21 protein-coding genes and 2 tRNA genes are annotated in these 26,902 nt (G+C 64.0%); 15 read left to right on the top strand and 8 right to left on the bottom strand.

Annotated elements, in window-relative coordinates; all coding sequences use genetic code 11:
- Positions 1–55 precede the first annotated feature (55 nt).
- Positions 56–847, top strand: coding sequence for a sulfite exporter TauE/SafE family protein (locus B5G20_RS05505; RefSeq protein ID WP_087355784.1), 792 nt, complete (start codon positions 56–58; stop codon positions 845–847).
- A gap of 15 nt (positions 848–862) precedes the next feature.
- Positions 863–2,212: a chloride channel protein gene (locus B5G20_RS05500; RefSeq protein WP_087355783.1), complete on the top strand. Its 1,350-nt coding sequence runs from the start codon at positions 863–865 to the stop codon at positions 2,210–2,212.
- 80 nt (positions 2,213–2,292) lie between these two features.
- On the opposite strand, the gene B5G20_RS10335 is transcribed toward B5G20_RS05500, so the two are convergent.
- Complete coding sequence (locus tag B5G20_RS10335) at positions 2,293–2,442, bottom strand: hypothetical protein (RefSeq protein WP_158094399.1); 150 nt, start codon at positions 2,440–2,442, stop codon at positions 2,293–2,295.
- A gap of 36 nt (positions 2,443–2,478) precedes the next feature.
- Positions 2,479–2,751: a hypothetical protein gene (locus B5G20_RS05495; protein WP_087355782.1), complete on the bottom strand. Its 273-nt coding sequence runs from the start codon at positions 2,749–2,751 to the stop codon at positions 2,479–2,481.
- Between the two features lie 195 nt (positions 2,752–2,946).
- Between B5G20_RS05495 and B5G20_RS05490 the strand changes: the two genes are divergently transcribed.
- A complete protein-coding gene (locus B5G20_RS05490) occupies positions 2,947–4,221 on the top strand; it encodes an ROK family transcriptional regulator (RefSeq protein ID WP_087355781.1) in 1,275 nt (424 codons plus the stop codon).
- 139 nt (positions 4,222–4,360) lie between these two features.
- Here B5G20_RS05490 and B5G20_RS05485 read toward each other — a convergent pair whose 3' ends face one another.
- On the bottom strand, positions 4,361–5,884 hold the full coding sequence (locus B5G20_RS05485) for a carboxylesterase family protein (protein WP_087355780.1): 1,524 nt from the start codon (positions 5,882–5,884) through the stop codon (positions 4,361–4,363).
- A 132-nt stretch (positions 5,885–6,016) separates the two neighbouring features.
- Complete coding sequence (locus B5G20_RS05480; RefSeq protein WP_158094398.1) at positions 6,017–7,258, bottom strand: MFS transporter; 1,242 nt, start codon at positions 7,256–7,258, stop codon at positions 6,017–6,019.
- Positions 7,259–7,550: 292 nt separating this feature from the next.
- On the opposite strand from B5G20_RS05480, the gene B5G20_RS05475 reads away from it, so the two are divergent.
- The 8 genes from B5G20_RS05475 to B5G20_RS05440 all read left to right on the top strand — a co-directional run bounded on the left by B5G20_RS05475 (position 7,551) and on the right by B5G20_RS05440 (position 15,891).
- A tRNA-Gln gene (locus B5G20_RS05475) sits at positions 7,551–7,624 on the top strand.
- Between the two features lie 8 nt (positions 7,625–7,632).
- Positions 7,633–7,709 (top strand) — tRNA-Glu (locus B5G20_RS05470).
- 445 nt (positions 7,710–8,154) lie between these two features.
- Positions 8,155–9,933 carry a glycoside hydrolase family 13 protein gene (locus B5G20_RS05465; RefSeq protein ID WP_087355778.1) on the top strand — a complete coding sequence of 593 codons (1,779 nt, stop codon included), beginning with the start codon at positions 8,155–8,157 and terminating at the stop codon, positions 9,931–9,933.
- 169 nt (positions 9,934–10,102) lie between these two features.
- Positions 10,103–10,534 (top strand): zinc ribbon domain-containing protein, encoded by a 432-nt coding sequence (locus tag B5G20_RS05460; RefSeq protein ID WP_087355777.1) that lies wholly within the window; start codon positions 10,103–10,105, stop codon positions 10,532–10,534.
- 169 nt (positions 10,535–10,703) lie between these two features.
- Entirely contained in the window at positions 10,704–12,467 is a 1,764-nt protein-coding gene (thrS, locus tag B5G20_RS05455) for a threonine--tRNA ligase (protein WP_087355776.1), read from the top strand.
- A 15-nt stretch (positions 12,468–12,482) separates the two neighbouring features.
- Positions 12,483–13,934 (top strand): glycoside hydrolase family 1 protein, encoded by a 1,452-nt coding sequence (locus B5G20_RS05450; RefSeq protein ID WP_204207664.1) that lies wholly within the window; start codon positions 12,483–12,485, stop codon positions 13,932–13,934.
- 145 nt (positions 13,935–14,079) lie between these two features.
- Positions 14,080–15,261 (top strand): PLP-dependent transferase, encoded by a 1,182-nt coding sequence (locus tag B5G20_RS05445; RefSeq protein WP_087355775.1) that lies wholly within the window; start codon positions 14,080–14,082, stop codon positions 15,259–15,261.
- 54 nt (positions 15,262–15,315) lie between these two features.
- On the top strand, positions 15,316–15,891 hold the full coding sequence (locus B5G20_RS05440) for a manganese efflux pump MntP family protein (protein ID WP_239286886.1): 576 nt from the start codon (positions 15,316–15,318) through the stop codon (positions 15,889–15,891).
- Between the two features lie 170 nt (positions 15,892–16,061).
- Here B5G20_RS05440 and B5G20_RS05435 read toward each other — a convergent pair whose 3' ends face one another.
- The 3 genes from B5G20_RS05435 to B5G20_RS05425 form a co-directional block, all read right to left on the bottom strand.
- Positions 16,062–16,712 (bottom strand): class I SAM-dependent methyltransferase, encoded by a 651-nt coding sequence (locus tag B5G20_RS05435; RefSeq protein ID WP_204207659.1) that lies wholly within the window; start codon positions 16,710–16,712, stop codon positions 16,062–16,064.
- Positions 16,713–16,753: 41 nt separating this feature from the next.
- Positions 16,754–17,323 (bottom strand): WHG domain-containing protein, encoded by a 570-nt coding sequence (locus B5G20_RS05430; RefSeq protein WP_087355773.1) that lies wholly within the window; start codon positions 17,321–17,323, stop codon positions 16,754–16,756.
- A gap of 202 nt (positions 17,324–17,525) precedes the next feature.
- Complete coding sequence (locus B5G20_RS05425; RefSeq protein WP_087355772.1) at positions 17,526–17,858, bottom strand: LysR family transcriptional regulator; 333 nt, start codon at positions 17,856–17,858, stop codon at positions 17,526–17,528.
- Positions 17,859–18,106: 248 nt separating this feature from the next.
- Between B5G20_RS05425 and B5G20_RS05420 the strand changes: the two genes are divergently transcribed.
- Positions 18,107–19,621, top strand: coding sequence for an IMP dehydrogenase (locus tag B5G20_RS05420; protein WP_087355771.1), 1,515 nt, complete (start codon positions 18,107–18,109; stop codon positions 19,619–19,621).
- Positions 19,622–19,729: 108 nt separating this feature from the next.
- Here B5G20_RS05420 and B5G20_RS05415 read toward each other — a convergent pair whose 3' ends face one another.
- Positions 19,730–20,767, bottom strand: a complete 1,038-nt coding sequence (locus B5G20_RS05415; protein ID WP_158094397.1) for an AraC family transcriptional regulator — start codon at positions 20,765–20,767, stop codon at positions 19,730–19,732.
- Between the two features lie 237 nt (positions 20,768–21,004).
- Between B5G20_RS05415 and B5G20_RS05410 the strand changes: the two genes are divergently transcribed.
- The 3 genes from B5G20_RS05410 (at position 21,005) to B5G20_RS10155 (ending at position 26,735) form a co-directional block, all read left to right on the top strand.
- Complete coding sequence (locus tag B5G20_RS05410) at positions 21,005–22,372, top strand: PTS transporter subunit EIIC (RefSeq protein WP_087355768.1); 1,368 nt, start codon at positions 21,005–21,007, stop codon at positions 22,370–22,372.
- A 68-nt stretch (positions 22,373–22,440) separates the two neighbouring features.
- The gene (locus B5G20_RS05405) at positions 22,441–25,140 is read left to right on the top strand and encodes a hypothetical protein (RefSeq protein WP_087355766.1); all 2,700 of its coding nucleotides are present in this window, start codon (positions 22,441–22,443) and stop codon (positions 25,138–25,140) included.
- A 449-nt stretch (positions 25,141–25,589) separates the two neighbouring features.
- Positions 25,590–26,735: a YARHG domain-containing protein gene (locus tag B5G20_RS10155; protein WP_143750229.1), complete on the top strand. Its 1,146-nt coding sequence runs from the start codon at positions 25,590–25,592 to the stop codon at positions 26,733–26,735.
- Positions 26,736–26,902 lie beyond the last annotated feature (167 nt).

Raw genomic sequence — 26,902 nt, 5'->3', positions numbered from 1 at the left:
GCATACTGCGCGGCGTAGCACCTGGATAAGAGCCTTGCGTGGTGGGAGGTAACCCTTGTCGTATCTACCGGTATTTATCGTCTGCTTTCTCGCGTCGCTTCTAGGGCCGCTCTGCGGCATCGGTGGCGGCGTTATCATCAAGCCCATCGTCGACGCCATGAACGTCATGAGCGTGAGCGCCGTGAGCTTTCTCTCGAGCATCTCGGTGCTCGTTATGTCGCTCTCAACGCTCGCCCAAAACGCCGTAACCCGACAGTCGTCCATCGATTCGCGCGCCCTCATGCCCATTGCCGTGGGCTCTGCGGTGGGCGGTCTTGTGGGCAAGGCGGTCTTTAACGAGCTGAGCGCACTCTTCCCAAGTTCCGACTTTGTCGGTGCCGTGCAGGCGGCCATCCTCATCCTGCTTGCGGTCCTTGTGCTCGTTTACACGCTCAACAAGCGGCACATCCCAGGCATGCGGCTCCAGAGCGCTGCGGCGCAGGCGGCGATCGGCTTTGTGGCGGGTGCCTGCTGGTCCTTCCTCGGCATCGGTGGCGGCCCCTTCAACCTTGCCATCCTCGTCTTTTTCTTTGCCATGGAGAGCAAACTTGCCGCCGAGGCATCGCTCTTTATCATTGCCTTTTCGCAGACGGCCGGTCTTATCTACACACTGGGGAGCGGCACCCTGCCTGCCTTTGACCCCGTGGTGCTTATTGGAATGTGCACGATGGCGGTTCTGGGCTCCGTGGTGGGCCGGCGGCTTCTCAAGCGCGTGGACAGTTCGGCGGTCGACAGGCTCTACATCTTTGCCCTCGTGCTCATCATCGCTATCTGCGTCTATAATTTCGTGCGCTTTGCGGTGCTCTAGCCGAGGGGGAGTTGCATGACTGGAGAAACGCCGAAATCGGCCCTGTGGCGTGCGGCGCGCCGTCAGGAGCGGGTGTTTGCCACCGACGCGCGCCGGAGCCTAAGGGACCTCCGCGAGAGCGCGCGGCTCATGGCGCTCGTGCTGGTGGTCTCGGTGCCTATGGGGGTTGCGGCGTGGGCCTTTCTTGCGGCGCTCGACGCGGTGACGGCTTTTCGCGAGGCGCACGGCTGGCCCGTCTTTTTGCTGCTGCCCGTGGTGGGCGTGGGTACCGCGTGGCTCTACCGCACGCACGGCAAGGGGGCTCAGCGCGGCAACAATCTGGTGATCGACTGCGCAGTGACGGGGCGGCCCATCCCCAAGCGCATGGCGCCCTTTACCTTTGTGTGCTCTGTGGCGACGCATCTCGCCGGTGGCTCAGCCGGTCGTGAGGGCACGGCGGTGCAGATCGGCGGGACCATCGCCGGGGCGGTCTCGGAGCGTCTGGGGCTCGAGCCGCATGACCATCAGGACCTTGTGATGGCGGGCATCTCCGCCGCGTTTGGTGGGGTCTTTGGCACGCCGCTCGCCGGCGCGTTCTTTGGCATGGAGATGTGCTTTGTGGGCAAGCTCCACTATGCTGCAGGCATCTACTGCCTTGTGGCTTCGTTTGTGGGCGATGTGGTGGCGAGCTTTCTTGGTGCGGGCCGCGAGGATTACATCATCGGTCGTATTCCCGATCTTGACCCCCGCATGATCGTCTGCGCCGTGGCGGCGGGCCTTTTGTTCGGCATTGCGGCGCGTCTCTTTTCGGCGGCCATCCGCACGGTCAAACGTCTCTACGCCTCCCGGATCACCAGCTATCTCGTGGCGGCGCTCGTGGGATCGCTTGTTCTCTTGGGGGTATACGCCCTGTTTGACATGTGGCGCTACGCCGGCCTCTCCACCTGGCTTGTTCAGGCGGGGTTTGAGGGCGAGACCACGCCGATGGACGCTGCGGCCAAGCTCGTTATGACGGCGCTCACGCTCGGTGCGGGATACCAGGGCGGCGAGGTCACGCCGCTGTTTGGCATCGGCGCGGCGCTCGGCGGCTGGCTCGGCACGGTAATGGGGACGGCGCCGTCCTTTATGGCTGCGTTGGGGATGGTCGGGCTCTTTGGAAGCGCGCTCAATGTACCCATTACGGCCATCATGCTTGGCATCGACCTCTTTGGTGGGCACGCCGCGCCCTATTTTGTAATCGTGTCGTTTGTGGGGTATCTCGTCGCCGGGCACCGAGGCGTCTATCCCGCACAGCGGATCGTCACGCCCAAGTGGCGCTCGCTTGCGGGTGACGCGGGCGAGACCGTCGAGGAGGTCATCGACGAGCATCGCCACGGCGTGGTGTAGCGCGGCTGCCGACGCATCCCGGGAGGGTCCGACATCCCTCGCAACCGGTACAAAGGGACAGGGGCTTTGTACCGGTTTTTCTAGCGCTGGGCGAGCGACCGGGCGATGCGCTGCATGGCCGGAGCGGCATCCTCCAAAAAGTCGCGGTAGCCGCAGTAATCCTCGCGATAGTAGGCGATGTTAAGTCGCTTGCAGTTGCGGTGGAAGAAGTCCGCCCACACGTCGTCCACCACGTAGCCGTTGGTCCGAAGCGCGTAGTGGATGGTCTACGCGGTCGCGTGTTCGTCCACGTAGGCGCAGAAGCGCTCAAAGAACGCAAGGCCCGCGCAGGTGGGCTCGCCTCCCTGGAAGGCATAGGTGATGTCGGCGTCGTCGCCTGGGGCAAGCGCGCGGTCGATGAGCGCGTGCGCGACGTCATCGGTCATAATGCCAAAGTTCGCGACCTCCCGGTGCTCGGCGACATCGGCGTAAAGGCAGTATCTACAGCGCGTGTTGCACAGCGACGAGGCGGGTTTGATGAGAAAGCCGATGCGTTTCATAAGATAGCCTTTGCGATGCTCCGAAGAGGTCCGACAGCTCGATACTACATCGCATAGAAACGCCCCGTTGGCACCGGGCATGCCCGCGCGTCGATTTGCACCATTGTCGTAGGAGGCAAGGGGGTATTATTTATAGCGCTGTGATACGTGGGGGCTGCGGCTTTGCTGCCGGGGCACCACCAGAAGGAGAAAAGCATGCCACAGAGTCAACCGGGCGGTGAGAGCCGACTCAACAGCCGGTCGATCCGCGACCATAACCTCTCGCTCGTGCTCCACGAGCTCGCCCGCACGCGCGGATGCTCCCGCTCACGCCTGCGCGAGACCACGGGGCTCACGCCGGGTGCGGTGACGCTCCTCGTGAACGAGCTCATCGACGCCGGCATGATCGAGACGTCCGATACCATGCGGGCCGAGGGCGGCCGCCGCAAAAAACAGCTTGCGCTCGCCGGGGATTCCTATCCCGTTGCGGTGGTGGAGCTGCGGCGCGACGGCATCGCCGCCGCCCTCGAGACGTTTGGTGGGACGCGCCTGATGGACGTGCATGCCCCTAAGACGTTTTACGGAAAGTCGGTAGAGGAGTTTGCCGACGCTGCCGCCGAGCAGATCGTCGCGTTGGACCAGTGCGCCACGGAGTCGGTCGAGCGCCCGCTTGTTGCGGTGGGGGTGGTCATGCCCATCGGCGTGCTTGTCGACAACAGCACGATCCTTCCTATCGGAGCTTTTGGGTGGGACATGGTAGACCTTGGGTCGCTGATCGCCACGCGTCTGCGCGAGCAGAGCTTGACCTTGCCCGTGGTGGTGCTCAGTGCGCCCGCCTGCGCCGGATGGGCCGAGTACCGGGCGCTTTACGACGACGAGTCGATCGAGACGCCGCAGGGCGTGCTCTACGTTGCGCCCGACGTTACCGACGGCGGCTCGCTCATCATCCGGGGCCGTCTCTATCGCGGCGTGCTCGGCACGGCGGTAGAGATCGGTCACACGCAGGTCGAGGCGGAGGGCGAGCTTTGCACCTGCGGCAAGCGCGGTTGCCTTGCGGCCTATGCGGGTGCCGATGCCATCATTCGGGCATGCGGGCTCGAGGAGTATCGCGCCGAGCACGGTACCGACGAGGCCCTGCGCGAGGCGCGCAGCCGGCGCGCCGCCGGCGATCCTGCGGTGTGCGCGGTGATCGACAGGGCGGTCCGCTGCACGCGCGTGGCCATCGAGAACGCGCTCACGCTTCTCAACGCCGACTGCGTGGTTCTTGGCGGACGGCTCAAGCGCTATCGCGACGAGATTCAGGCGGTCGATAACGGCTTTACCTCGCTCGGTGTGCCCGGCGTAACGAGCTTTGTGGCGGGCCGGCTCGACGATGAGGCGGCGCTCCTGGGCGGGCTTATGCGCATGCGCCGTGCGCTCATCGACCACGTGGGAGACCTCATGCGTGGCACCCCGCTTACGGCCGAGACGTTTCTGCAGGATATGGTGTAGGCTGCGCACGGGTAGACGCAGCGCGGCTGTGCCGGCAAACGGACCAAAGTAACGGCGGGGGCCTGGCGGAGATATCTCCTCCAGGCGCCCCGCCGATTGTCGTGCGACGCGGCCTTGGCGGCTCCGAATCGCTGCGATACTAGTGGGCGAGTGCGGCGAGCTCCCGCGCAAAGCGGTAGGCGCCCGCGTCGTAACGCTCCGTGCCGAGGAACTGGATTGCACCCATCGGCTCGTCGGTGACGGTTGGGGCGGTGAGCGCGCCCGTCGAGATAAACTCCATCCAGCGGCCGTGGATGCGGTCGGCGAGGCTCTGCGAGGGCTCGGCGCCGAGCACCGTCAGCACCTTGGGGTCATCGAGCACGTCAAAGGCGTAGGGAATCTCGTCGCAGTGCATCGAGGCGTTGGAGACCGCCGAGGTCTGCGCAAAGTCGTAGAGCCAGGTGCGGTTTGCGCTGCCGCCCGCCTCGCGTGCGGATACCGTGCGGGCGAGCCCCAGGTGGAACATGCTTGTCGTCATGAGCTGCCCGGCGATGAGCGGCTCGCCGATGCGGTGCACCTCGTTGGCAAAGCGCGCGATGGCATCCTCGGTAAGGCCGGCGGCGCGGAAGGTGTTCTCGGCGTGGTCGAGGGTCTCGGTGGTGGGGACGGGGTACGAGAACTCGTTGCGGACCGTGCCCATAAGAAGCGCCACATTGGCGCCGGTGCCGTGGGCGTAAGCGCAATCGAGCGGCTCGGGCAAGACGGCGCCGTCGATGGTGGGGGCGTAGGCGAGGTTGGAGTCGCCCACAAAGCCTTGCTTCACCTGGCCCACGAGCTCGGCGGCCGTGGTGGGCGCGGGCGGGATGTCGGCGATCTCGTTCACGGCGCGCTCGTGGTCGAGAATCGCCTTCTCCGGGACGCTCTCCCAACCGGCAAGCGTGGGCTCGACGCCGATCTCCTTGGCGAGGGCGCGGCCCACGGTCTCGGCCTGCGCGGGGGTGACGCCGTTCAGGCAGCCCGACTCGCAGATGACTCCGCGGAAGAGCCCCGCCGCCTTGGGCGAGCCCAGAAGTGCGAGGACTGATCCGCCACCCGCGGACTGGCCGCCGATGGTTACCTTATTGGGGTCGCCGCCAAACTCTGCGATGTTGTCGCGCACCCAACGGAGCGCCGCGATCTGGTCGAGTAGGCCACGGTTCAGGGGTGCGCCTTCAACCCAGCCAAAGCCCTGAAAACCGAGGCGGTAGGAGACGGAGACCGTCACGACGCCGTCACGGTTGAACGACCGTCCGTTGTACCAGGGCGAGGAGGGCGAGCCGGCAAAGTAGCCGCCGCCGTGAATCCACACAAAGACGGGGAGCTTGGCGGTGGGGTTGCGCGGCGCGGGCGTGAAGACGTTGACGTTGAGGGTCTCGTCGCCGGGGATGGACGGCTCGGGGATGGTCACCGCCGGGCCGAAGGGGCGGCGCTGCGGGGTGGGGCCGTAGTCCACTGCCTGTCGGATGCCCTCCCAGGCAGGGTAGGGCTCCGGTGCGGCAAGGCGGAGCGCTCCCACGGGCGCTTTGGCAAAGGGGATGCCTAGGTAGGCGGCCGAACAGGCATTTTGCCAGCGGCCCTCAACCAAGCCGGAGGTGGTGCGCACCACCGGTGCGCGGTCGTGAACGTCATAGTGGATATGAGCCATGGGATTCCTCTCTCTTGCGCCCCAAGCGGGGCCATGCGTATTGTTCACCCGTATGCCCAAGGCGGGGGGCGGCACGTCGGCGGACGCTCCGCCCCGGCCGGTGAGCTGCGGTGCGGGTGTGCCCGGCGCGTGTTACTTGACCTTCTTGATGGGCACCACAAAGATGGCCGAGAGCACGACGGCGACCGCGGCGTAGATGAAGAGCACCTGGTAGTTGTTGCTGAAGGCGCCCAGAAGCGCGGCGGCGATGAGCGGGGTGAGCGTCTGCGGGATGTTCGCCGCGAGGTTCAGCACGCCAAGGTCCTTCGCCGCGTCTTCGCCGGAGGGCAGCACGTCGACCATCATCGCCATGTCGACGGCGGAGTAGGTGCCGTAGCCAAGGCCGAGGCAGGCACCGTAGATGAGGATGCCGGGGACGGTGGGGGAGATGAGCGGGATGCAGATGAAGCCGCCGATGAGCAGCGTCGCGATACCGACGAAGATTTTGCGACGGCCGAGCGCGTCGGAGGCGCGGCCGGCGAGCATGTTGGCGATGGTGGTGGTGATAAGGGTGATGACCGAAAGGATGGATACGATGTTGCCCGCCTCGGCATCCGAGACACCGATGTAGTCGGTGATGATGTAGAGCTGATAGTTCATGACGGCCTGATAGCCGAGGGTCATGAAGAAGCGTCCAAGGAAGCCCCAGAAGAAATCGGGGTGCTTACGGGGGTTAATGAGAAAGCCGCGGAAGAACGCGCCCCAGTCCATCTTCTCGTGGGTCTCGGTCGTACTCGACTTGTCCGGATTGAGGACGACGAAGAGGATGGCGACGACGATGACGAGCACACCGTAGAACGTGTAGGCGACGCCGATCTGGCTCAGCAGCTGGCCGGCGATGATGGTGCCGAGCGTACCACCGATGGACATGCCTGCACCGGTGATACCGGAGGCGAGACCGCGATCCTCGGACTCGATACGGTCGGAGATGATGGCGGAGAGCGGTCCCTGGAAGGCATTCAGGAGCACTTGGATGAGCACCCAGAACAGTCCGATTATAAAGACGGAGTTGCCAAACTGGATGAGGATGGTCGAGATGCCGCCGCCGATGGCGCCGACGATGATCCACGGTGCGCGACGGCCGAGCTTGGAGCGCGTGCGGTCGGAGAAGGCGCCGACGATGGGCTGGACGAACATCGTCGCGAAGGCGGAGACGGAGGTGACGATGGCGAGGTTGCCGACGGCGTTATCGGCGTCGAGCAGGCGCATCTGCTGGGGAAGGATGACTGAGACGAGTGCGGCGTAGGTCATGAAGAGGGCGAGGTAGGCGACGGCGAGCGAGCCCAAAAGCTTGGTCGGTCGCTTATGCGGGATGGGTACGGGTGCAGTGGTCATTGGGCGAACCCCCTTTGGGTTTCGGGTGTGGTGCTCAGTCACGGTGGCCACCATGAGCTTACGGGGAGTATGGCTCATGGCCTTCAATAAATTCAACAATCAAAAAGAATGAGTCTGTGAGTGGTTATTTTTTAGCCTTGAACGGAATGAGGGGTTTGTATTTTGTCGGGGTTCTGTGTGGGTAAGGGCGGGTAAAGCGCTCGCGGCAATTTCCCTAAAAATGGGGCTTGCGCAAACAGAACCGGTGCCGTATTATTCCTACTTGCGCAAGCGGAAGCGCGCGCAAAGCTGTTGGGATGTCGTCTAATGGCAGGACAGCGGATTCTGGTTCCGTCAATGGGGGTTCGACTCCCTCCATCCCAGCCAGTTTACATGGCCCGTTCGTCTAGCGGTTTAGGACGCCGCCCTCTCAAGGCGGAGATCACCAGTTCGAATCTGGTACGGGCTACCATCGAGTTTTACGGACCCTTCGGGGTCCGTTTTCGTTTGCGCCGAGTCGGTTCCGGCGTGCCCGAGGGCCCGGATCCCCCCGCTTAACAACCCCTGGAACAAAACTTCGCGTCAATGTAAGGATGGAATCGCGTCTCACCGCGTAGCCGGCGCCTCGAGCCGAACAAAACCGCAGGTAGCGGCGTCGAGCGGAATCTGGCTACTTCAAGAGCGCCGATTCCATCCTTACATTGACGCGAAGTTTTTTCACTGACCCCCTTTAGGGATACAGCTCAGCTTTGTTTTCACGAGGGATGGCCGCTGAGTTAGAAGCTTTCGTGCGGATGGCAACCACTTCCGTCCGCCGAAAAATCAAGAATCCCCCTTTACTTGTACGAACAACCTACTACTATGGTCGGAGCAACAGACAACAGCGGCTCCGGGCCGCGCGTGAGAAGGGTGGATTCATGGCAGATGAGCAGCATGGCGGCGTTTCAGCGGCCGAGTGGTGGAAGCAGGCGGTGGTCTACCAGATCTACCCGCGGAGCTTTAAGGACGCAAACGGTGACGGTCTGGGCGATATCCCCGGCGTCACCAAGCAGATGGGCTATCTCGAGGCGCTCGGCGTAGACGCTATCTGGCTCTCGCCCTTCTATCCCTCAAACCTTGCCGACGGCGGCTACGACGTCATCGACTACCGCAACGTCGACCCGCGGCTCGGCATGCTCGAAGATTTTGACGAGATGGTTCGCGCGGCCCACGCCTCGGGCATCAAGGTCATCGTGGACATCGTGCCCAACCACACCTCCGACTGCCATGTGATGTTTCAGGAGGCGCTGGCTGCGGGCCCGGGCTCGCCGGAGCGCGACCGCTACATCTTCCGTCCGGGGCGGGGAGAGGCGGGGGAGCTTCCGCCCAACGACTGGCAGTCGTCCTTTGGCGGTCCCGCGTGGGAGCGCGTGGCGGATGGCGAGTGGTACCTGCACCTCTTTGCCAAGGAGCAGCCCGACCTCAACTGGAAGAATCCCGAGGTGCACGAGGAGTTCAAAAAGACGCTCCGGTTCTGGTCAGACCGCGGGGTCGACGGTTTCCGCGTGGATGTGGCGCATGCCCTCGTCAAGGATCTTGAGAGCCGCCCGCTCGACGAGTTCCCGGCCGATGCGGTGAGCGCTCCGCTTGACACATCGGGCTCAAACCCGCTTTGGGATCGTCCGGAGGTCCACCAGATCTATCGCGAATGGCGCGAGGTCTTTAACGAGTACGAGCCGCCGCGCTTTGCCGTGGGTGAGGCGTGGGTGCACCCCGATCACCAGTATCTCTACGCCTCCCCGGAGGAGCTCGGCCAGGTCTTTAACTTTGAGTTTGCCAAGGCCAATTGGTGCGCGGCCGATTTTCATCGTGCCATTGAGGAGGGGCTTGCCTCGGCCGAGCGCTCCGGCTCGACCACCACGTGGGTCATGTCGAACCACGACGTGGTGCGCCACGCCTCGCGCTACGGTCTGCCGCAGGTTGCCGCGCGGGCGCACCATCAGATCGCGACGGACTGGGTCCTGCGCGACGGCGCGAGCTATATCGAGGACCGTGCGGTGGGCGAGCGCCGTGCCCGCGCTGCTATCCTCATGGAGCTTGCACTTCCCGGCTCGGTCTACATCTACCAGGGCGAGGAGCTTGGGCTCTTTGAGGTGGCGGATATTCCGTGGGACCGCCTGGAGGACCCGCAGGCGGTAAACACGAGCGGTGCTCGCCAGATAAAGGGCCGCGACGGGTGCCGCGTGCCCCTGCCCTGGTGCGCGGGCGACCTTCCGGAGCCCGCTAGCTGGAACGCGAACTTTGGCGACGGGGCAACGGGCACCTTCGGGTTTGCTGACCGCACGGAGGGCGCGCCTGCGCCTGCCGCGCCGCATCTGCCGCAGCCTCTTTGGTTTGAGGACTTTGCGGTCGACCGCGAGGAGGCCGATCCCGCCTCGATGCTCGCGCTCTATCGCGGCGCGCTCCAGCTCCGTGCGCGTGAGCTCACGGCGACGGGCGACACCGGCCTCACCTGGCTCGAGGACATCACGCCTGAAGCGCAGGCAGACAAAGTCGTTGCCTTTGGGCGGCCCGCCGCTTCGGGCGGCACCATCCTTTGCGTCACGAACTTTGGCGAGACGGCGGTGCCGGTGCCGGAGGGCGAAGTGCTCCTGAGCTCCATCCCGCTCGAGAACGGCGTGCTCCCGCGTGATGCGACCGTCTGGGTCCGCGCATAGCATGTGTGCGTAGCCCGCCCGGCCCCTTCGCCTCAAAGCGGGACCGGGCGGGCTGCCGTTGCCGCGGCCCTACGCTACGCTCCATGTGCAGTTGACGTGCGGGGGTGTCAGGGTCTGCCGTTCGGTATACAATAGGGCGCGTTATCCGCGACTACGAAAGGTTCCCTCCATGTCGAGCCTCCTCTCTGAGCTGCTCACGCCCGAGCTCATGATGGCCATCTACCTCTTTATCGCCTTCATCGTGGCACTCTACGTGCTGTCGGTTATCTACGTCTTCATCGACGCGCGGCGCCGCGGCATCCAGGCGTTCTGGGTGTGGGGCCTCGTTTCGCTCATCCCGTTTATCGGGCTCATCGCTTACCTCGCGCTCCGGCCGCATACCTACCTTGCCGACCGCGAGGAACAGGAGCTCGACATGGCGCTCCGCGAGCGTCAGCTCTCGGCCTACGGCACCTGCCCTAACTGCGGCACGCCCATCGAGAAGGACTTCATCGTCTGCCCGGTGTGCAACACGCAGGTCCGCAACGTCTGCCCGAGCTGCCACCGCCCGCTCGAGGCGCACTGGAAGGTCTGCCCCTACTGCCGTACGCACATCCAGTAAGGCTCTGCCATGTGCTGCGTCGTCTTGTATAGCGCTCGAACGCAGACTATCTAGGCGTCTGTCCTTTCCCGGGCCGTCGGTCCCGGACAGGCGCCGTTTGCCGCTCGGTGCCCTGTGGGGTGCCGAGCGTTCTCGTATTTCTGCACGCCGCAAACGATAGGAGCTATCTATGAAGGTCCTCTATAACGACGGCCATGTTGCCGAGTGCCCGGCCGACGAGGTCACCCACGTCATCCGCCACAGCGCCGCTCATATCATGGCCCAGGCCATCAAGCGCCTCTATCCCGAGGCCGACTTTGCCTACGGCCCCGCGACCGAGAACGGCTTTTACTACGATATCGACCTCCCCGAGGGCCAGAAGATTAGCGAGGACGACTTCCCCGCGATTGAGGCCGAGATGAAGAAGATCGTAAAAGAGAACCTCAAGTTCTCCGTCTTTGAGCTTCCGCGCGAGGAGGCCATCGCGCTCATGGAGGAGCGCGGCGAGAAGTACAAGGTCGAGCACATCGGAGACCTGCCCGAAGACGAGCGCATCACCTTCTACCAGCAGGGCGAGTACATCGACATGTGCGTGGGCCCGCACCTCACCTACACCAAGGCGCTCAAGGCCTTTAAGCTCACCGGCGTCTCGGGCGCCTATTGGAAGGGCGATAAGGCCAACAAGATGCTCACCCGTGTGAATGGCACCGCCTTTGCCACCAAGGCCGAGCTCGACGAGCACCTGCGCCTCATCGAGGAGGCCAAGCGCCGCGACCACCGCAAGATCGGCCGCGAGATGGACATCTTCATGATGCGCGACGAGGCGCCGGGCTTCCCGTTCTTCCTGCCCAACGGCATGATCCTTAAAAATGAGCTCCTGAGCTACTGGCGCGAGATCCACCACAAGGCGGGCTACGTGGAGATCTCGACCCCGCAGATCATGAGCAAGAGCCTGTGGGAGACCTCGGGCCACTGGGATCACTACAAGGACAACATGTACTCCACGATCATCGACGACGAGGAGTACTGCATCAAGCCTATGAACTGCCCCGGCGGCGTGCTCGTATATAAGTCCAAACCGCACAGCTACCGTGAGCTGCCCATCCGCGCCGGCGAGATTGGCCTCGTGCACCGTCACGAGATGCGCGGCGCCCTGCACGGGCTTTTCCGCGTGCGCTGCTTCAACCAGGACGATGCGCACCTCTTTGTGCGGCCTGACCAGCTCACCGACGAGATCGTGGGCGTGGTGAACCTCATCGACTCCGTCTACCAGAAGTTCGGCTTTACCTATCACCTCGAGCTCTCCACCCGTCCCGACGATTCGATGGGCTCCGACGAGGATTGGGAGCGCGCCGAGGCGGGCCTGCGCGAGGCGCTCGACCGTCTGGGCAAGGACTACGTGGTCAACGAGGGCGACGGCGCCTTCTACGGCCCCAAGATCGACTTCCATCTGGAGGATTCGCTCGGCCGCACCTGGCAGTGCGGTACCGTGCAGCTGGACTTCCAGATGCCGCTCAACTTCGACCTCGAGTACGTGGACGCCGACGGCTCCAAGAAGCGCCCGATCATGCTGCATCGCGTGTGCTTTGGCTCCATCGAGCGCTTCATCGGCATCCTCATCGAGCATTACGAGGGCAAGTTCCCCACATGGCTCGCTCCCTGCCAGGTTAAGGTTCTGCCCGTCTCTGAGAAGAGCCGCGACTATGCCCGCTCGGTGACCGAGCGACTCGAGGCTGCCGGCATTCGCGCGGTGCTCGACGAGCGCGACGAGAAGATCGGCTACAAGATTCGCGAGGCGCGCAACATCGACCGTCCTCCGTACATGCTCATCCTTGGCGAGCAGGAGGTCGAGGCCGGGAACATCTCGGTGCGCGACCGCACCAACGAGACGCACGCCGCCGAGCTCGAGACCTTTATCGACGAGGTCAAGGCCGAGATCGCGGAGCGCCGGTAACGGGTGCACGACGAGATGGCGATACCGTCTGCCCGCGTGGCCGATGGTATCGCCATCTGCTTTATGGAGCACAAGAGAGGGGGATGCGCGATGTCGCTGCCAAAGGGGTTTCTGTGGGGCAACTCGGTCTCGAGCATGCAGTACGATGGTGCCCAACATGAGGGTGGCAAGGGTCCGAGCGTCTACGAGCACAAGCCCGGCGCGTGGGAGGAGGCTGTAGACGGCTACCACCGCTTCTGCGAGGACAACGCGCTTATGGTCGAGATGCACATGGGGTGCCTGCGTTTTCAGACCTCGTGGTCGCGCATCATGCCTGCGGGGGAGGGCGAGGTCAACCCCGAGGGCCTTGCGTATTACGAGGCGCTTGCGGACGACCTCATTGCGCGGGGCATCGAGCCCATGGTCTGCCTCTACCACTTTGACATGCCCCTGGCGCTGGCTGAGCGCTATGGCGGCTTTGCGTCAAAGCACGTGGTGGATGCCTTTGTGGAGTATGCCAAGGTGGTGATCGATGCGCTTGCGCCCAAGGTGCGCTGGTGGATTACCTTTAACGAGCAGAACCTCTACAGCATGCCCCTTGCCTTTGACATTGCGGGTGCGCCTAAGCCGGAGCACACCGACGACCCGGCGCACGAGGCCGAGATTCTGCAGATCGCGCACAACGTGATGGTCGCGCATGCGCGTGTTGCCAACTACCTGCACGAGAATTACCCGGGCTGCAAGATCGGCGGGATGTGCGCCTTTGCGCCCGTCTACCCGGCGTCGTGCGATCCGCGTGACGTTTGGGCGGCAACCGAGGCGGATCGCCTTGCCAACTGGGTGGTCCTCGATACCTGCGCCCATGGTGGCTACCCCGCGTATTACCGCGCCTACCTCCGTCGCCGCGGTATTGCGCTTGAGATCACGGCCAAAGAGGTGGCCGCACTTGCGCAGATGCGCAACGACTTCTCGGCGCTCAGTTACTACCAGTCGCGGTGCGTTGCCGCTACCGACGCGGTTGATGATCCTGCGGCAAGCGCACTAGAGCTCGCCCGACCCGTTGATAATCCGCACGTTGAGGTTAACGAGTGGGGCTGGGGCATCGATCCTGCGGGCTACCGCCGCGCGCTTACCGAGATCTACGAGCGCACGGGGCTTCCGGTCTTTTCGCTCGAGAACGGCATCGGGTGGCGCGAGACGCTTCCCGAGGATGGCTCGCCCGTGGCGGACGACTACCGCATCGCTTATCACCGTGCGCACATCCAGGCGCTCAAGGATGCGGTCGAGCTCGACGGTGCCGAGGTTATCGGCTACCTCGGTTGGGGTCTTCTTGATATCCCGTCCTCGAGCGGAGATATCGAGAAGCGCTACGGCGCGGTGTACGTAGATTACGCGGCGGAGGGTCGCGACCATCTGCGCCGGCTGCCCAAGAAGAGCTTTGCGTGGTTTGCACAGGCGTTTGGCTCAAACGGTGAGGATTTGGACTAGGGCGATACGGCTGTTGCAATGGGAGGCCCAGGCGGGATTTGGCCCCTCGCGCCGCCCGCCGACCGCAGCGCTTGATTTGTCGGACGCCCCGCACGGTGAGGATAAACCCGGTATACTTGTTCCGTCGCAGACGAGGGGAGGGGTCATGAGTCAGATGCAGGGAGAGCTTGCAGAACGGTTTGCCGAGCTGCAGGGTGCCCGTGCCACATGGCTTGTCCCGGCACGCCACACCGTCGACGTCCTCGCTAAGATTGGGCTCGTGGGACCCGAGGACCATCTCGTTGCCTTTGCAGACGATTTTTCCGATGCCTTTGCCGAGCTCTTTCCGGGGCGTCGGGTGACGCTCGTGGCCGAACCTTCGCCCGATGCGTTTCTGGTTGCTTCGGGGTGGGGGACCGATCCCTCCGATGCCGAGGAGCCTGAGGAGGCCGTCGACGGATCCGACGGCCCTAAGGAGCTTGGCTGGGGCGACACGCGCCTTGCGGTGACGGGATCGCCTGCTTCCTACGCCTATCCTGCGGGGCGGGTCTCGCACCGCACCTTCTGGTTTGTTTCGAGCATCGGCGGGCTCGGCCTCCGCGTGCCCGACCTCCGGGAGCTTTCGCGCGCTGCGGCCGCTGCTGGTGCGCTGCTTATTGTGGATAACACCGTGCCCTCTGCCTTTGGCTGCCATCCGCTTAAGCTTGGGGCGACTATTTCGCTCGAGGCGCTCGACCGCGTGGCGGCTGGCGCGCTCTCGCAAAAGGTCGTCGCCATCTCGGTGGCGCGCTCGCTTTCGGGGCGCGGTCGCCGTCGCGTGGTGCGACCCGAGGCGGAGGACGCCTACCGTCTGCTTATCTTTGATTTGGGTGACCCTGCGGCGCCCGCCCACGCCTTGGAGTTGGCGGAGTGCGACCTTGCCGCGCTCGCCGCTGGCCTCGATACGCTCGCCAGCCGCATGCAGCACCACACCGACAACGCGCGTGCCATTGCCGAATACCTCCGCTGCCACCCCAAGGTGGGACATGTGTTCTATCCGGGCCTCAAGACCCACGCCGACCACGCCTGCGCGACCGGTGTGCTCGAGCACGGGTTCGGCCCCGCCATCGACTTCTCGCTCACCGGTTCGGCCGACGAGACACAGCGTGTGCGCCATGAGCGCTTCCTCGCGCTCTGCGAGGTTGCGCACCGTAACGCGCCCGCAGGCGGTGCCGTCACGCGCATCGGTATCGCGCAGCATCGCGACGTGAGCTATCTCCGCATGTTTGCCGGCACCGATGACCCGCTCTATGTTGCCGATAGTCTCGACCAGGCGCTTCGCCTCTTCTGCAATCCCCCTGAGCCCTAACGAGCCGCGTGCATCGCGCCTACGTTTAATCGGCTCTGCCCCTGGGAGGTTGCAGTGAATTCGTTCTTGAGCTCGGGCGATGCGCTCGAGGCGCTCGTGCTTGGCGTGGCGCTAGCCATGGACGCGATGGCGGTCACGCTCTCAAACTCGCTCTGCGAGCCCGATATGCCGACATCCAAAAAGCTCGCGATGCCCGTCCTGTTTGCGCTCTTTCAGATGGCGATGCCCATCGCCGGCTTTTTTGGCGGCACGTTGGTCGCGCCCCTTATCGAGGCGTATGCGGGCATCGTTTCCCTTGTTATCCTTGGTTTTGTGGGTGGCAAGATGATCTGGGAGGCGGTACAGGAGCTGCGCGAGCCCGAGCAGTGCCCCACCACGCACCTTACGTACCCTACCATCTTCTTTGAGGCGATCGCGACTTCGATCGACGCCTTTATCGTGGGCGTGTCGCTTGCCGCGGCGGGTGCCAACATCGTGCTCTACGGTGCCGCCATCGGTATCACGACGCTTGTGTGCTGCCTCGCGGTGCTCGCGCTAGGGGGGCGGCTCGGGGCGCATTTTGGCCCGCGGGCAGAGGTCGTGGGCGGCATCGTGCTCATCATCATCGGCCTGCGAGCGTTTCTCTCGTAGTTGTGCTGCTGCGTGAGCGCCTGCGGCACGAGTTGGCCGATTGCCCGTACCTTGCTCGCCTTCTTAAGTGGGCACGTGCTTGCCTTGCGCTGTCAGCGGTTTGCTGCGCAAGGCCCGGGCCCATGCCGCCGCTTACGAGCACGAGGGTGACGTGGGCAATCGGCATCGCTCTATCGGGTGGCGCGGAGCGTTGCGGTTGAGGCCCAGGAGCCGAGCACCTCAACCTGCGTAAAGCCTGCTGCGCGGAGCGCCTCCATCTCGTGGGCGACGGTGAGCGGCGTGTCGAAATGGTAGAACTCCCCGTCCTCGATGCCCTGCTCGCGCCGGAGCCGCTCAAGCTCCCCGCGGAGCCGCGCTTCCTCGGCGCCTGCGGAAACAAAGTAGTCCGTGAGGATAAAGCTGCCGCCCGGAACGAGCGCGGTGCACAGGCGCGTGTAGAGCGGGATCTTCTCCGCTTGAGTGAAGTGGTGGAGCGACTCGACCGAGACCGCTGCATCAAAGCGCTGCGCTCCCAAGGGAACGTCAAAATATGAGTCGCAGATGAGCTCGAGGTTGTGCTTGGGGAACTTCGCGCGCAGGGCGTCGAGCATCCCAGGTGCCAGGTCGATTCCGGTGACGCGCGCCGTCGGGTTGAGCTGGAAGTACCATTCAAGCTCGAGTCCCGTACCGCAGCCCAGGTCGAGCACGCGAGCGCCTGGCTCGCGGGGGAGCAGTCCTGCCGTGAACGGATAGAAGTCGCGTGCCGAGGCGATGGCGTCGAGCTGGTGCTCGTCGTAGATGGCAAGGCGGGAGTCAAAGAACTCGTCCATTCGTTCAAGCACGGTCGATCCTTTCGTGGTGGTGTGCAAGACAGGGGGTTGGGTTATGCCGCGCTGCCGGCGGTAGGCGCGAGAAAGCGCTGGTAGGCGTCCGTCACCAGGCTTGCGACCTCAGAGTCGCTGATGGCGATCTGGTTGGAGACGATCTGCGTGGCGATGCCATGTGAGAAGAGCCAGACCTTGAGAAAGACCGCTTCGGCCTCGGACTGTTCGCACCCGGCGATTGCCCGGACGTTCTCAATGGTTGCACGGTTCCACTCGGCGTCGGCGACGCCCTGCAGGGTGGAACCCGCCATGGTGCGGTTCATAAAAAGGGCGTTGAAGATCTTCGGCTCCTCCCGGGCAAACGAGACGTAGGCGATGCCTTGGCTGATCAAGCGGTTCGCATCGGTCATGCGCGCGTCCATGTATGCGTTATACCGAACGTTGAGCTCGTCGACGAGGCACGCCTTGAGTTCCTCCATGCCTGTAAAGAGCCGAAAGAGGGGCTTGGTCGACGTGCCCAGCCGTGCAGCGAGGGCGCGCGCGTTGACGGCATCGAGTCCGCCTTCGCGCACGAGTTCGACAGCCTCCTCGATAACGGACGCCCGGTCAAATTTAGGTTGCGGCGGCATAGACACTCCCTTCTTCAGCACGCTGAATAGTAACACATGTTGCGCAACAGATAGTGCGTAACTATTCAGATTGAGGAACGCTTGGTCACCTGCACCTCAGCTCCACCGCATCGACGCTAGCTAAACGGTTGATAAGGTTTGCCAAGAGGGGAGCTATCAAGACAGTGCCAAGATGTGCGCAACCGCCCGCGCTGCCAACAGACTAGCCAAAGAGTTCGTCAGATCTTTGGGCGAGGAGCTCGTTTACCTCGGCCTGGAGGGTGCGATATGCCGCAACGGCGCGCTCGCCCTCGGGGGTGAGCGTCGACCCGCGGGCACCGTCACGCAGGAGGAGTACGCAGCCCAGATGCGCCTCGGCCTCGCGGACGATGCGCCATGCTTTGGAGTAGGCCATGCCGAGCCGTTTGGCGGCACCGTTGAGCGAGTGCTCCGTCGCCACACCTTCAAGCAGCTGCACGCAACCGAGTCCAAAGGCACCGGGCAGATCGAGTTCGGAGTTTTTGAGCGTAATGCGGGCAGATGCAACGACAGACATGAGTACCTCCTCTGCGCAGCACGATACCACGAAGCGCACGGGTACCGTCTGCGACGACTTTCCTACCGTTCGCGGAAGTCCCGTGTTAATTGACCCAACTCAGAGTTTCCGCCATTTGATTGTTTCGGCTGCATTACAATGCCTGCAGGCGGATCGCGTGCCAGGCGGTTCGCAAGGTTACATCGCGTATCGCACCCCGTTGCCGCTGTGCCCGGGGAGCGCCTGCGCCTAACAGAGAAGGAGTACCCATGGCGATGTTCTTCCCCGGTGAGTCCCATACGTTTTCTGAGTACCTGCTGGTGCCCGGCTACTCTTCCTCTGAGAATGTGCCGGCCAACGTTTCTCTCAAGACCCCGCTGACCCGCTTTAAGCGCGGCGAGGAGCCGGCGATTACCCTCAACATCCCCATGGTTTCCTCCATCATGCAGTCCGTCTCGGGCGAGCGCATGGGCATCGCCCTTGCCACCGAGGGCGGCATGGCCTTTATCTACGGCTCGCAGACCCCCGAGCAGGAGGCCGCCATGGTCAAGGTGGTCAAAGACTACAAGGCGGGCTTTGTGGTGTCCGACTCCACGCTCACGCCCGATATGACGATGGCCGAGGTCATGGACCTTAAGGAGCGCACCGGTCACTCCACCATGCCCGTCACCGCCGACGGCACGCCGCACGGCAAGCTCCTCGGCATCGTGACCTCCCGCGATTACCGTCCCTCCCGCGACGACCACAACGCCAAGGTCGCGACCTTTATGACCCCGCGTGAGAAGCTCATCGTGGGCGATAAGGACATCACGCTCAAGCGCGCCAACGACGTCATCTGGGACAACAAGCTCAACGCGCTTCCCGTGGTGGACGAGAACGACTGCCTCGTGGGCATCGTCTTCCGCAAGGACTACGACCAGCACAAGTCCAACCCCAACGAGATGCTCGATGCCAACAAGCGCTACATGGTGGGCGCCGGCATCAACACCCGCGACTACGCTGAGCGCGTGCCGCTGCTCCTCGAGGCTGGTGCCGATGTGCTCTGCATCGACTCCTCCGAGGGCTTCAGCGAATGGCAGAAGCTCACGATCGATTGGATTCGCGAGCATTACGGCAACGACGTCAAGGTGGGCGCCGGCAACGTCGTCGACGCCGACGGCTTCCGCTTCCTCGCCGACTGCGGCGCCGACTTTGTCAAGGTGGGCATCGGCGGCGGCTCCATCTGCATCACGCGCGAGACCAAGGGCATTGGTCGCGGCCAGGCCACCGCGCTCATCGACGTGTGCCGTGCCCGCGACGAGTACTATGAGGAGACCGGCGTCTACGTGCCCGTCTGCTCCGACGGCGGCATCGTTTACGACTACCACATGACGCTCGCGCTCGCCATGGGCGCCGACTTCATGATGCTCGGCCGCTACTTCGCGCGCTTTGACGAGAGCCCGACCTCGCGCGTCAACGTTAACGGCCAGTATATGAAGGAGTACTGGGGCGAGGGTTCGGCGCGTGCCCGCAACTGGCAGCGCTACGACCTTGGCGGCGCCTCCAAGCTCGCCTTTGAGGAGGGCGTGGACTCCTATGTGCCCTACGCGGGTTCGCTCAAGGAGGGCGTCAACGCCACGCTCTACAAGATCAAGTCCACGATGTGCAACTGCGGCGCCAAGACCATCAAGGAGCTGCAGGAGAAGGCGCGCCTCACGCTCGTGAGCTCCACCTCGATTGTCGAGGGCGGCGCGCACGACGTGGTGGTCAAGGACCACAACCACCAGACGGTGAGCTATCAGTAAGCCATAGCGCTCATAAGGGTGCCGCCAGCGCGGCGCACCATGCGGGGCCGAGGACGCTCAAATGCGTCCCCGGCCCCGTTTTTGTGCCGCTAGCTCACACGAGCGCCGTTAGCTCGCCGGCTGATGCTGGGCGCGGTAGGCTGCCGGGTTCATACCGTACTGCACGCGGAACTTGCGGTAGAAGAAGCTCTGGTTCTCGTAGCCCACCTCGCGGGCGATGTCGTCGATGGTGCGCCCGGTGTTGCGGAGCATACTCGCTGCGTGGCCGAGCCGCTGCGCCTGCACGGCCTGTACGTAGGTCATGCCCGTGTGACGCTTTAAGAGGACCGTCACGTAGTTGGGGCTCACGGCAAAGTGCTCCGCCACGCTCTCCTGTGTGCAGGTGCGGTAGTGCTTCTCTATGTAGCGGATGATGGGGATGACCGAGATGGCACCGCGGTTCTCGTCGCGCTTGACGTAGTCCTCCTCATAAACCGAGATGAGCTCGGCAAAGAGCAGCTGCAGGAGGTTGAGGAGCACGCGGTCGGCGTTGTTCGACGGATCGAAGTACTCGCACATGATCTCCTGGAAGTACCGGCGCACCCGGCGGCTCCGCTGCGCATGAAAGCGCACGTAACGGTTGTGGTCGGTCTCGTCGTTAAGAGCGTTGACAAAGAATTGCGAGAGGATGCTCTCGTGCGTAAAGGTGCCGAGCAGGCTCGACCGCAGAAAATCGCGATTGAGGACGAGGCTCATCATGATGTCGCCCTCGCCGAGTTCCCCGATGGCGTGGGGGCAGTTGGTGTCGAGCAGGAGCACCTGGTTCTCGCGGAGGGTCACGGGGTGCCCGTCGATCACCTGCGGGCAGTTTCCGGCGTAGACATAGCTGATCTCGATGTTCTCGTGTACGTGCTCGGGTACGGGGTTGAAGCGCGAGTTGCGCCGCAGGGAGAGCGAGCCCAGAAGCGGCGGGCAATCCGTCTGTGTGATTTCGAGCTCCCGGTACGAGCGGTCGACGGTGCCTGACTGCTCGATGCGAAAGACGCTGCGCCCGTCGAGAGAGACGCGCCGGTTCTCCCGCTCCCAGTCGTAGCGCTCTCCGCGGCGGTAGCGTTCCTCGCTCGGCGAGAGCCTGATGAGCATGCTGTTCAGCTGGCTGATTTCCATAGGTGCTCCTCGGTTGAGCGCATCGGTTGCGCAAAAGAGGCGCGTACAGAAGAAACATACGATATATCGCACAGATACTTCCATAAATCACACGAGAGCGGCCGATGTGTGGATATGGTCAGTCAAACCCTGTCGATATCGATATTATCACACCCCTTGCGAGCTTCTACCATGGTCTTGTCAACGTGAGAAGCAGCTGCTCGCGTGAACGGTTACCTACCTTGAGAGGGGATTGGCATGGCTAAGGATTACAGCCAGCTTGCGAAAGATGTGGTTGCTGCCGTAGGTGGTGGCGAGAACATCGTCTCGGTCACCAACTGCATGACGCGCCTGCGCTTTGTGCTCAAAGACGACTCCATTCCCAACGAGGAGGAGGTCAAGGCCGTTCCCGGCGTCAAGGGCGTCATGAACCAGGGCGGCCAGTACCAGGTCATCATCGGCACGCATGTGGGGAACGTCACCCCGCTCGTGCGCGAGGTCGCGGGTATCACCGCCGAGGACGATGGCGCTGTCAAGATCGACAAGGTCGGGCAGGGCTCGCTCTTCGACCGGTTCTTCAAGGTTATCAGCGGCTGCATCATGCCCATGATCGGCCCGATGATCGCCGGCGGCATCATCAAAGGTATCCTTACCCTCTGCACCACCTTCGGCGTGCTCGCCACCACCGACGGCGCCTACCAGCTCTGGTACGCCGCGGCAGACGCCGTGCTCTACTTCATGCCCATCATCGTCGGCTTCTCGGCCGGTAAGGTCTTTGGGTGCAACCCCTACGTCACCGCGGCCATCGGCGCGGCCTTCGTGTACCCCAACCTCGTCTCCGCCGTCTCGGCCGAGGGCGGCATCTCCTTCTTTGGCCTGCCCGTCGCGGCGGCGAGCTACTCCAACACGCTCTTCCCGGTACTTCTCGCTTCGTTCTTCGCGAGCCTTGTGGAGAAGGGCGCCAAGAAGGTCATCCCCGAGATGGTGCAGCTGATGCTCGTGCCCGTCGTTGTGCTTGCGGTGACGGTTCCGGTCGCCTGGCTTGCCATCGGCCCCGTGATGAACATGCTCTCGAGCGCCATCAGCTCCTTCGTGATGTGGCTCTTCGAGGTGGCGCCGGTCCTCGCGGGCGTCGTTCTCGGTGCCTTCTGGCAGCTCGTCGTGCTCCTCGGCCTCCACAGCGCGATGATTCCCATCATCATCAACAACGTCACCACGCTCGGCGCCGACCCATTGAACGCCGTGCTCGGCCTTACCGTCTGGGCGCTCGCCGGCGTGAGCCTTGGCTACGCGCTCAAGATGCGCGACCCCGAGAAGCGCGCTGAGGGCATTACCGACATGACCACCTGCCTCTTTGGCGTGACGGAGCCCACCATCTACTCGATCTGCCTGCCGCAGTTCAAGTGCTTCATGGCCGCGTGGGTGGGCGGCGGTATTGCCGGCGGCATCCTGGCTGCGCTCGGCGGCAAGTGCTTCTCCATGGCGGGCGACGGCCTCTTCCGTATCCCGGCTATGATCAACCCCGAGGGCATCGACATCAGCTTCTACGGCTTTATCGTCACGATGCTCATCGCCTTCGTGGTCTCGGCGATCCTCTCGTTTGTGCTGACCGACCGCGACAAGTAATCTGTTGGTAACCTCTGGGACGCGTGCCGTCTGCGCGCGTCCCCTCCATTTTTTGAAAGGGACTGGGGATGGCTCGCTTGCTCGACCAGGTGCTCGAGGGCGCCTATGACAACCACGTGCTGCCGTTTTTGTGGATGAAGGGGGAGGACCGCACAACGATCACCGATTACCTCGAGCACATCGCCGCGGCGGACATCCATGAGGTGTGCCTCGAGAGCCGCCCACACCCCGATTTCTGCGGCGAGGGTTGGTGGGCCGATGTTGCCTTTGTGATCGAGGAGTGTAAGCGCCTGGGTCTCAAGATCTGGCTCCTCGACGACGCGCACTTTCCCACGGGCTACGCCAACGGCCTTATCCGCGACCGGTACCCTGAGCGCCGCAAGGTTGTGCTCGGCCACCGCATGATCGATGTGGCCGGTCCCGTGAGCCGCATGAGCATCGCCTTGGGCAACACGCTCGACCCCAGCGAGGAGTTTGTGGGTGCGGTGGCGATCCGCGAGGGCGAGCCGGTGGAGCTTCCGATGGAGCTCGTAGCCGGCGACGGCGCGGGCCAGGTCGTGGGTGGCGAGTCGGCTGATGCGGTGTATTTTGGAACGCCGCAGGTGGGCGGAGTGCCCGACCGGCTCATCTTTGACGCTCCCGAGGGCACGACGCGCGTGTGCCTCATCTACACCACGCGCAAGAGCGGTTTTAGGGACGAGTACATCAACATGGTGGACAAGGTCTCGTGCGACACGCTCATCGAGGCTGTCTATGAGCCACACTATGAGCACTTTGCCGATGAATTCGGTCGCACGATCAAGGGTTTCTTTACCGATGAGCCCGGCTTTATGAACGAGAAGGGCGCGGTGGACGATGCCTCGCGCGCCGATAGCATCATCGGCAAGACGGGGCAGCTCCTGCCCTGGTCGGTGGAGCTCGAGCGGCGCCTCCGCGAGCGCTGGGGCGAGCGTTTTCTCTCCAACCTCACCTGGCTCTGGACGCGCGACGCGGCGGGCGCTCGCGCGCGTCACGACTACATGGACGTGGTCACGGCGCTCTACCGCGAGTGCTTTGACGAGAACATCGGTAACTGGTGCCGCGCGCATGGGGTGGAGCACATCGGCCACGTCATCGAGGACAAGGACTCCCACGCCCGCCTTGGTGTGGGTGCGGGGCACTACTTCCGCGCCGTTGCCGGGCAGGACATGGCCGGCGTCGACATTGTCATCAACCAGCTGGTGCCCGGGATCGACCGCGGGCTCTACTCCTACGGTCGCGGCCAGTGGGACATGGAGTTCTTTACTTATGCCCTGGCTAAGCTCGGCAGCTCGGCGGCGCACCTCGACCCCAAGAAGGGCGGCCGGTGCATGGCTGAGGTCTTTGGCGCCTTTGGGTGGCACGAGGGCCTGCGCGAGATGACGTGGATCGCTAACCACATGCTCGTGCGCGGCGTTAACTACTTTGTGCCCCACGCCTTTAGTATGGCGCCCTTCCCCGACCCCGACTGCCCGCCGCACTTTTATGCCCACGGCGAGGACCCGCAGTACCGCCACTTTGGCATCTTGATGCGCTACCTCAACCGCATGGGGACGCTCCTCTCGGGCGGGGAGGCGCACCCCGTGGCGGCCGTACTCTACCATGCCGATGCCGAGTGGGCGGGAGAGGCCATGCCCATCCAGGAGCCGGCCCGTGTGCTCGCGCAGGCGCAGATCGATTTTGACTTTGTGCCCGAGGATGCCTTTGCATCTGACGGAGGCTATACCGTGGAGCTCTACCCGGAAGAGCGTTCGTTTGCCGTGAACGGCCAGCGTTATCGCTGCTTCGTGCTGCCCCGCGCGGCCTTTGCAGGTGCGGGGACGGTTGCCTTTGCGCGCCGCGCGGCGGACGCGGGCATCCCGGTCTTTGCGGTCGACAGCCTGCCGCATGCCGCCTACGACGGTGTGGGTTCCGAGGCTGCCGGCTTTGCCGAGCTGGGCCGCGAGGCGCTCGCCGGCGTGCGTGCGGTCCCGCTTGAGGGGCTTGCGAGCGCTGTTGCCGAGGCGGGGATTACCGAGCTTGCCGTGGCCGGGGTGGAGCCGTGGCTGCGTGCCTGCCGCTACACGCATGGTACGGGCGATGCCACCGAGGAGCTCTGGATGTTTGTGAACGAGCATCCGCATCGCGCGGTGCGCACGTGCGTTGCGGTGCGCGGTGCTGCAGGTGCGTTTGAGCCGCTCGTGGGTGTGCGCCACGACGTGCTCAACGGCGGGTCGAGCACCTGTACTGGTGCGCTTGAGCTTGCGCCGGGCGAGGCCTGCCTGGTGGCGGTTACGTCTGCGGGTGAGAGCGGTGAGAGCTGCTGCGCGGGCGCCGCGACGGCGGTGCGTACGGATGCGCTTAAGGTAACGGGTTCCTGGCACGTCTCGTATGCCTCGGCGCGCGCGTACCCCACCTTTGACGAGGAGGGTGAGCTGCCGGCTCTGACCGACCTCTCTGGCGAGCTCTTCCCGGGCAAGTCCGGCACGTTCCGCTACCGTACGACCCTCACGGTTGACGAGGCGCGCTCCGAGGCCGTGCTCGAGCTCGGCGAAGTCTACGAGACTGCGGAGGTCTGGTTCGACGGGCGCTCGCTCGGCGTGCGGATCGCGCCGCCCTACCGTTTTGAGGCGGGAGAGCTGGCCCCCGGCGAGCACGAGCTCGTCGTGGAGGTCACCAACACGCTCGACCATGCGGTGCGCGACATGTTCTCGCTCACTGTTCCCTCCGAGCCGAGCGGCCTTTTGGGGCCGGTCCGCCTGATCGGATAGGGCAACGCCGATTACCAGCTTGCGCGCCTTGGACGCCCGGTGCGTGTCGAATGCGCCGGCCGGTGCTTCCCGGAGGACGCTTCCTTACAGTTGATGCACATTGGTCTATGATGGAGCCGAATTCGGCCTCATCATGGACCAATGTGCATCAACTGCGTGGATTGGGTCGAAGCATGGTAACGGGTCGCGGCTTCCCGACGGGCAAAGCAGCGTGCGCCCTGCGGCAGTTGGTAACAGGTGGCGGTTTGTAACAATAAGAGGGCGCAATCGTGCTTTGTTGTTACAACCTGTTGCTCGGCGTCTGTTGTTGTTTCGTTCTGCAGCGCGGCACTGCGCTTCTGGTCCCGCTGCCCGTTAAACCGCTCCGTGCACCCCGTTGTGCGCGGGGCGGTCTTGCGTATACTCAGGAGAAGGCTGTACCCCCTTGCTGAGCGGAAGGGTGATGGACCGTGGATCACGAGGGGCTTGAGGATACCGCCACGGGCGGATGGGATGGAGCGTCTGCTGCGCCGCAGTCCGGCGCGGACGAAGACGGCACGCTGTGGGATGACGCTGCGCCCGTGACTGCGCGCGACGCGACGGGCGCGTTTGGCACGGACCACGCGGCTGACGAGACGACGGTGCTCGCTGCAGATGATCTTGCCGCGGCCCATGTGCCTGTCGAGGATGCGCTTGTGGGGCATGCCGACGGCGCGTATGCACGAGACGCAGCAGAAGGCCCCGCTTCGCCGGATGCTTCGGATGCCGCGACGCCTCGCTCGGATGATCGCTGCGGTCCGCTTACGCGCGTCGTCCGGTGGGGGAGCGCTCATCAGGGCTGCGCCGTCGCGCTCGGCACGTTCGTGGCGCTTGTGGTGATCGCCGGGGGCTTTGCCCTCGGCGCGATGGCGGTGGTCGCGGGTGTCGACGCCGATGTGGCGGCGCGCGCGGAGGAGCGCATCCAGAGCGAGAAGGCTGATGCGGATATGTCGCTCCCACGCCTCAACATGCGCTTTACCTCGCTTGCCGATGAGGCGTTTCCCACGGTGACGGCTAATCTCGCGTTCTCGACTTCCGACGGCTCGGCACTGCCCACGCTCACGGCCGATGCGGTGCACCTTACCGAGACCGACGAGACGGGCGAATCCTCGGAGCCTGCCATTACGGGCTTTACCTTCGAGCCGGCGACGGGCGCCTGCCAGATCACCTATGTCGCAGACGCTGAGACGCTCGGCGAGGACCGCACCCTTTCGGTCTCGCTCGCGGGCGAGAGCGGATACCGCGGCAGTGCCTCGATGGGCTACCACGCCTTCATCCCCGAGGAGGGCGCAGACGTCGATACCGCCGAGTGGATCTTGCCAGACAGCGACACGCATCGCTACACGGCCACCGAGCTTTCCGACCTCACGAGCGACGAGCTCTTCATCGCCCGCAACGAGATCTTTGCCCGCCACGGCCGCATGTTCGGCGACTCCTGCCTGCAACAGCATTTTGAGTCAACGAGCTGGTACGAGCCGCGCTACACGGCAGAGGAGTTCGACAGCATGAAGACCCCGCTCAACGACACGGAGATAGCCAACGTCAACACCATCCTCCAGCTAGAAGGTCGCGCCTAAGGCACAGGCGTTCAACGCTGTTTTGCAGTCTGAGCCTGCAGCCCCGGACTTTCACACGTTCCTTCGTTTCGTGCCCACTCGGACCTGCTAAGCACCGTGCATTTTCGATATTCGCCCTTGCCACGTTCTCGTTACGCGCTCGACCCGACGTTCACCTGCAATGGCGT

The sequence above is a fragment of the Collinsella sp. An7 genome (genome assembly GCF_002159335.1).
Taxonomy (GTDB): Bacteria; Actinomycetota; Coriobacteriia; order Coriobacteriales; family Coriobacteriaceae; genus Coprousia.
This window is presented reverse-complemented; position numbering and strand designations above follow the sequence as displayed.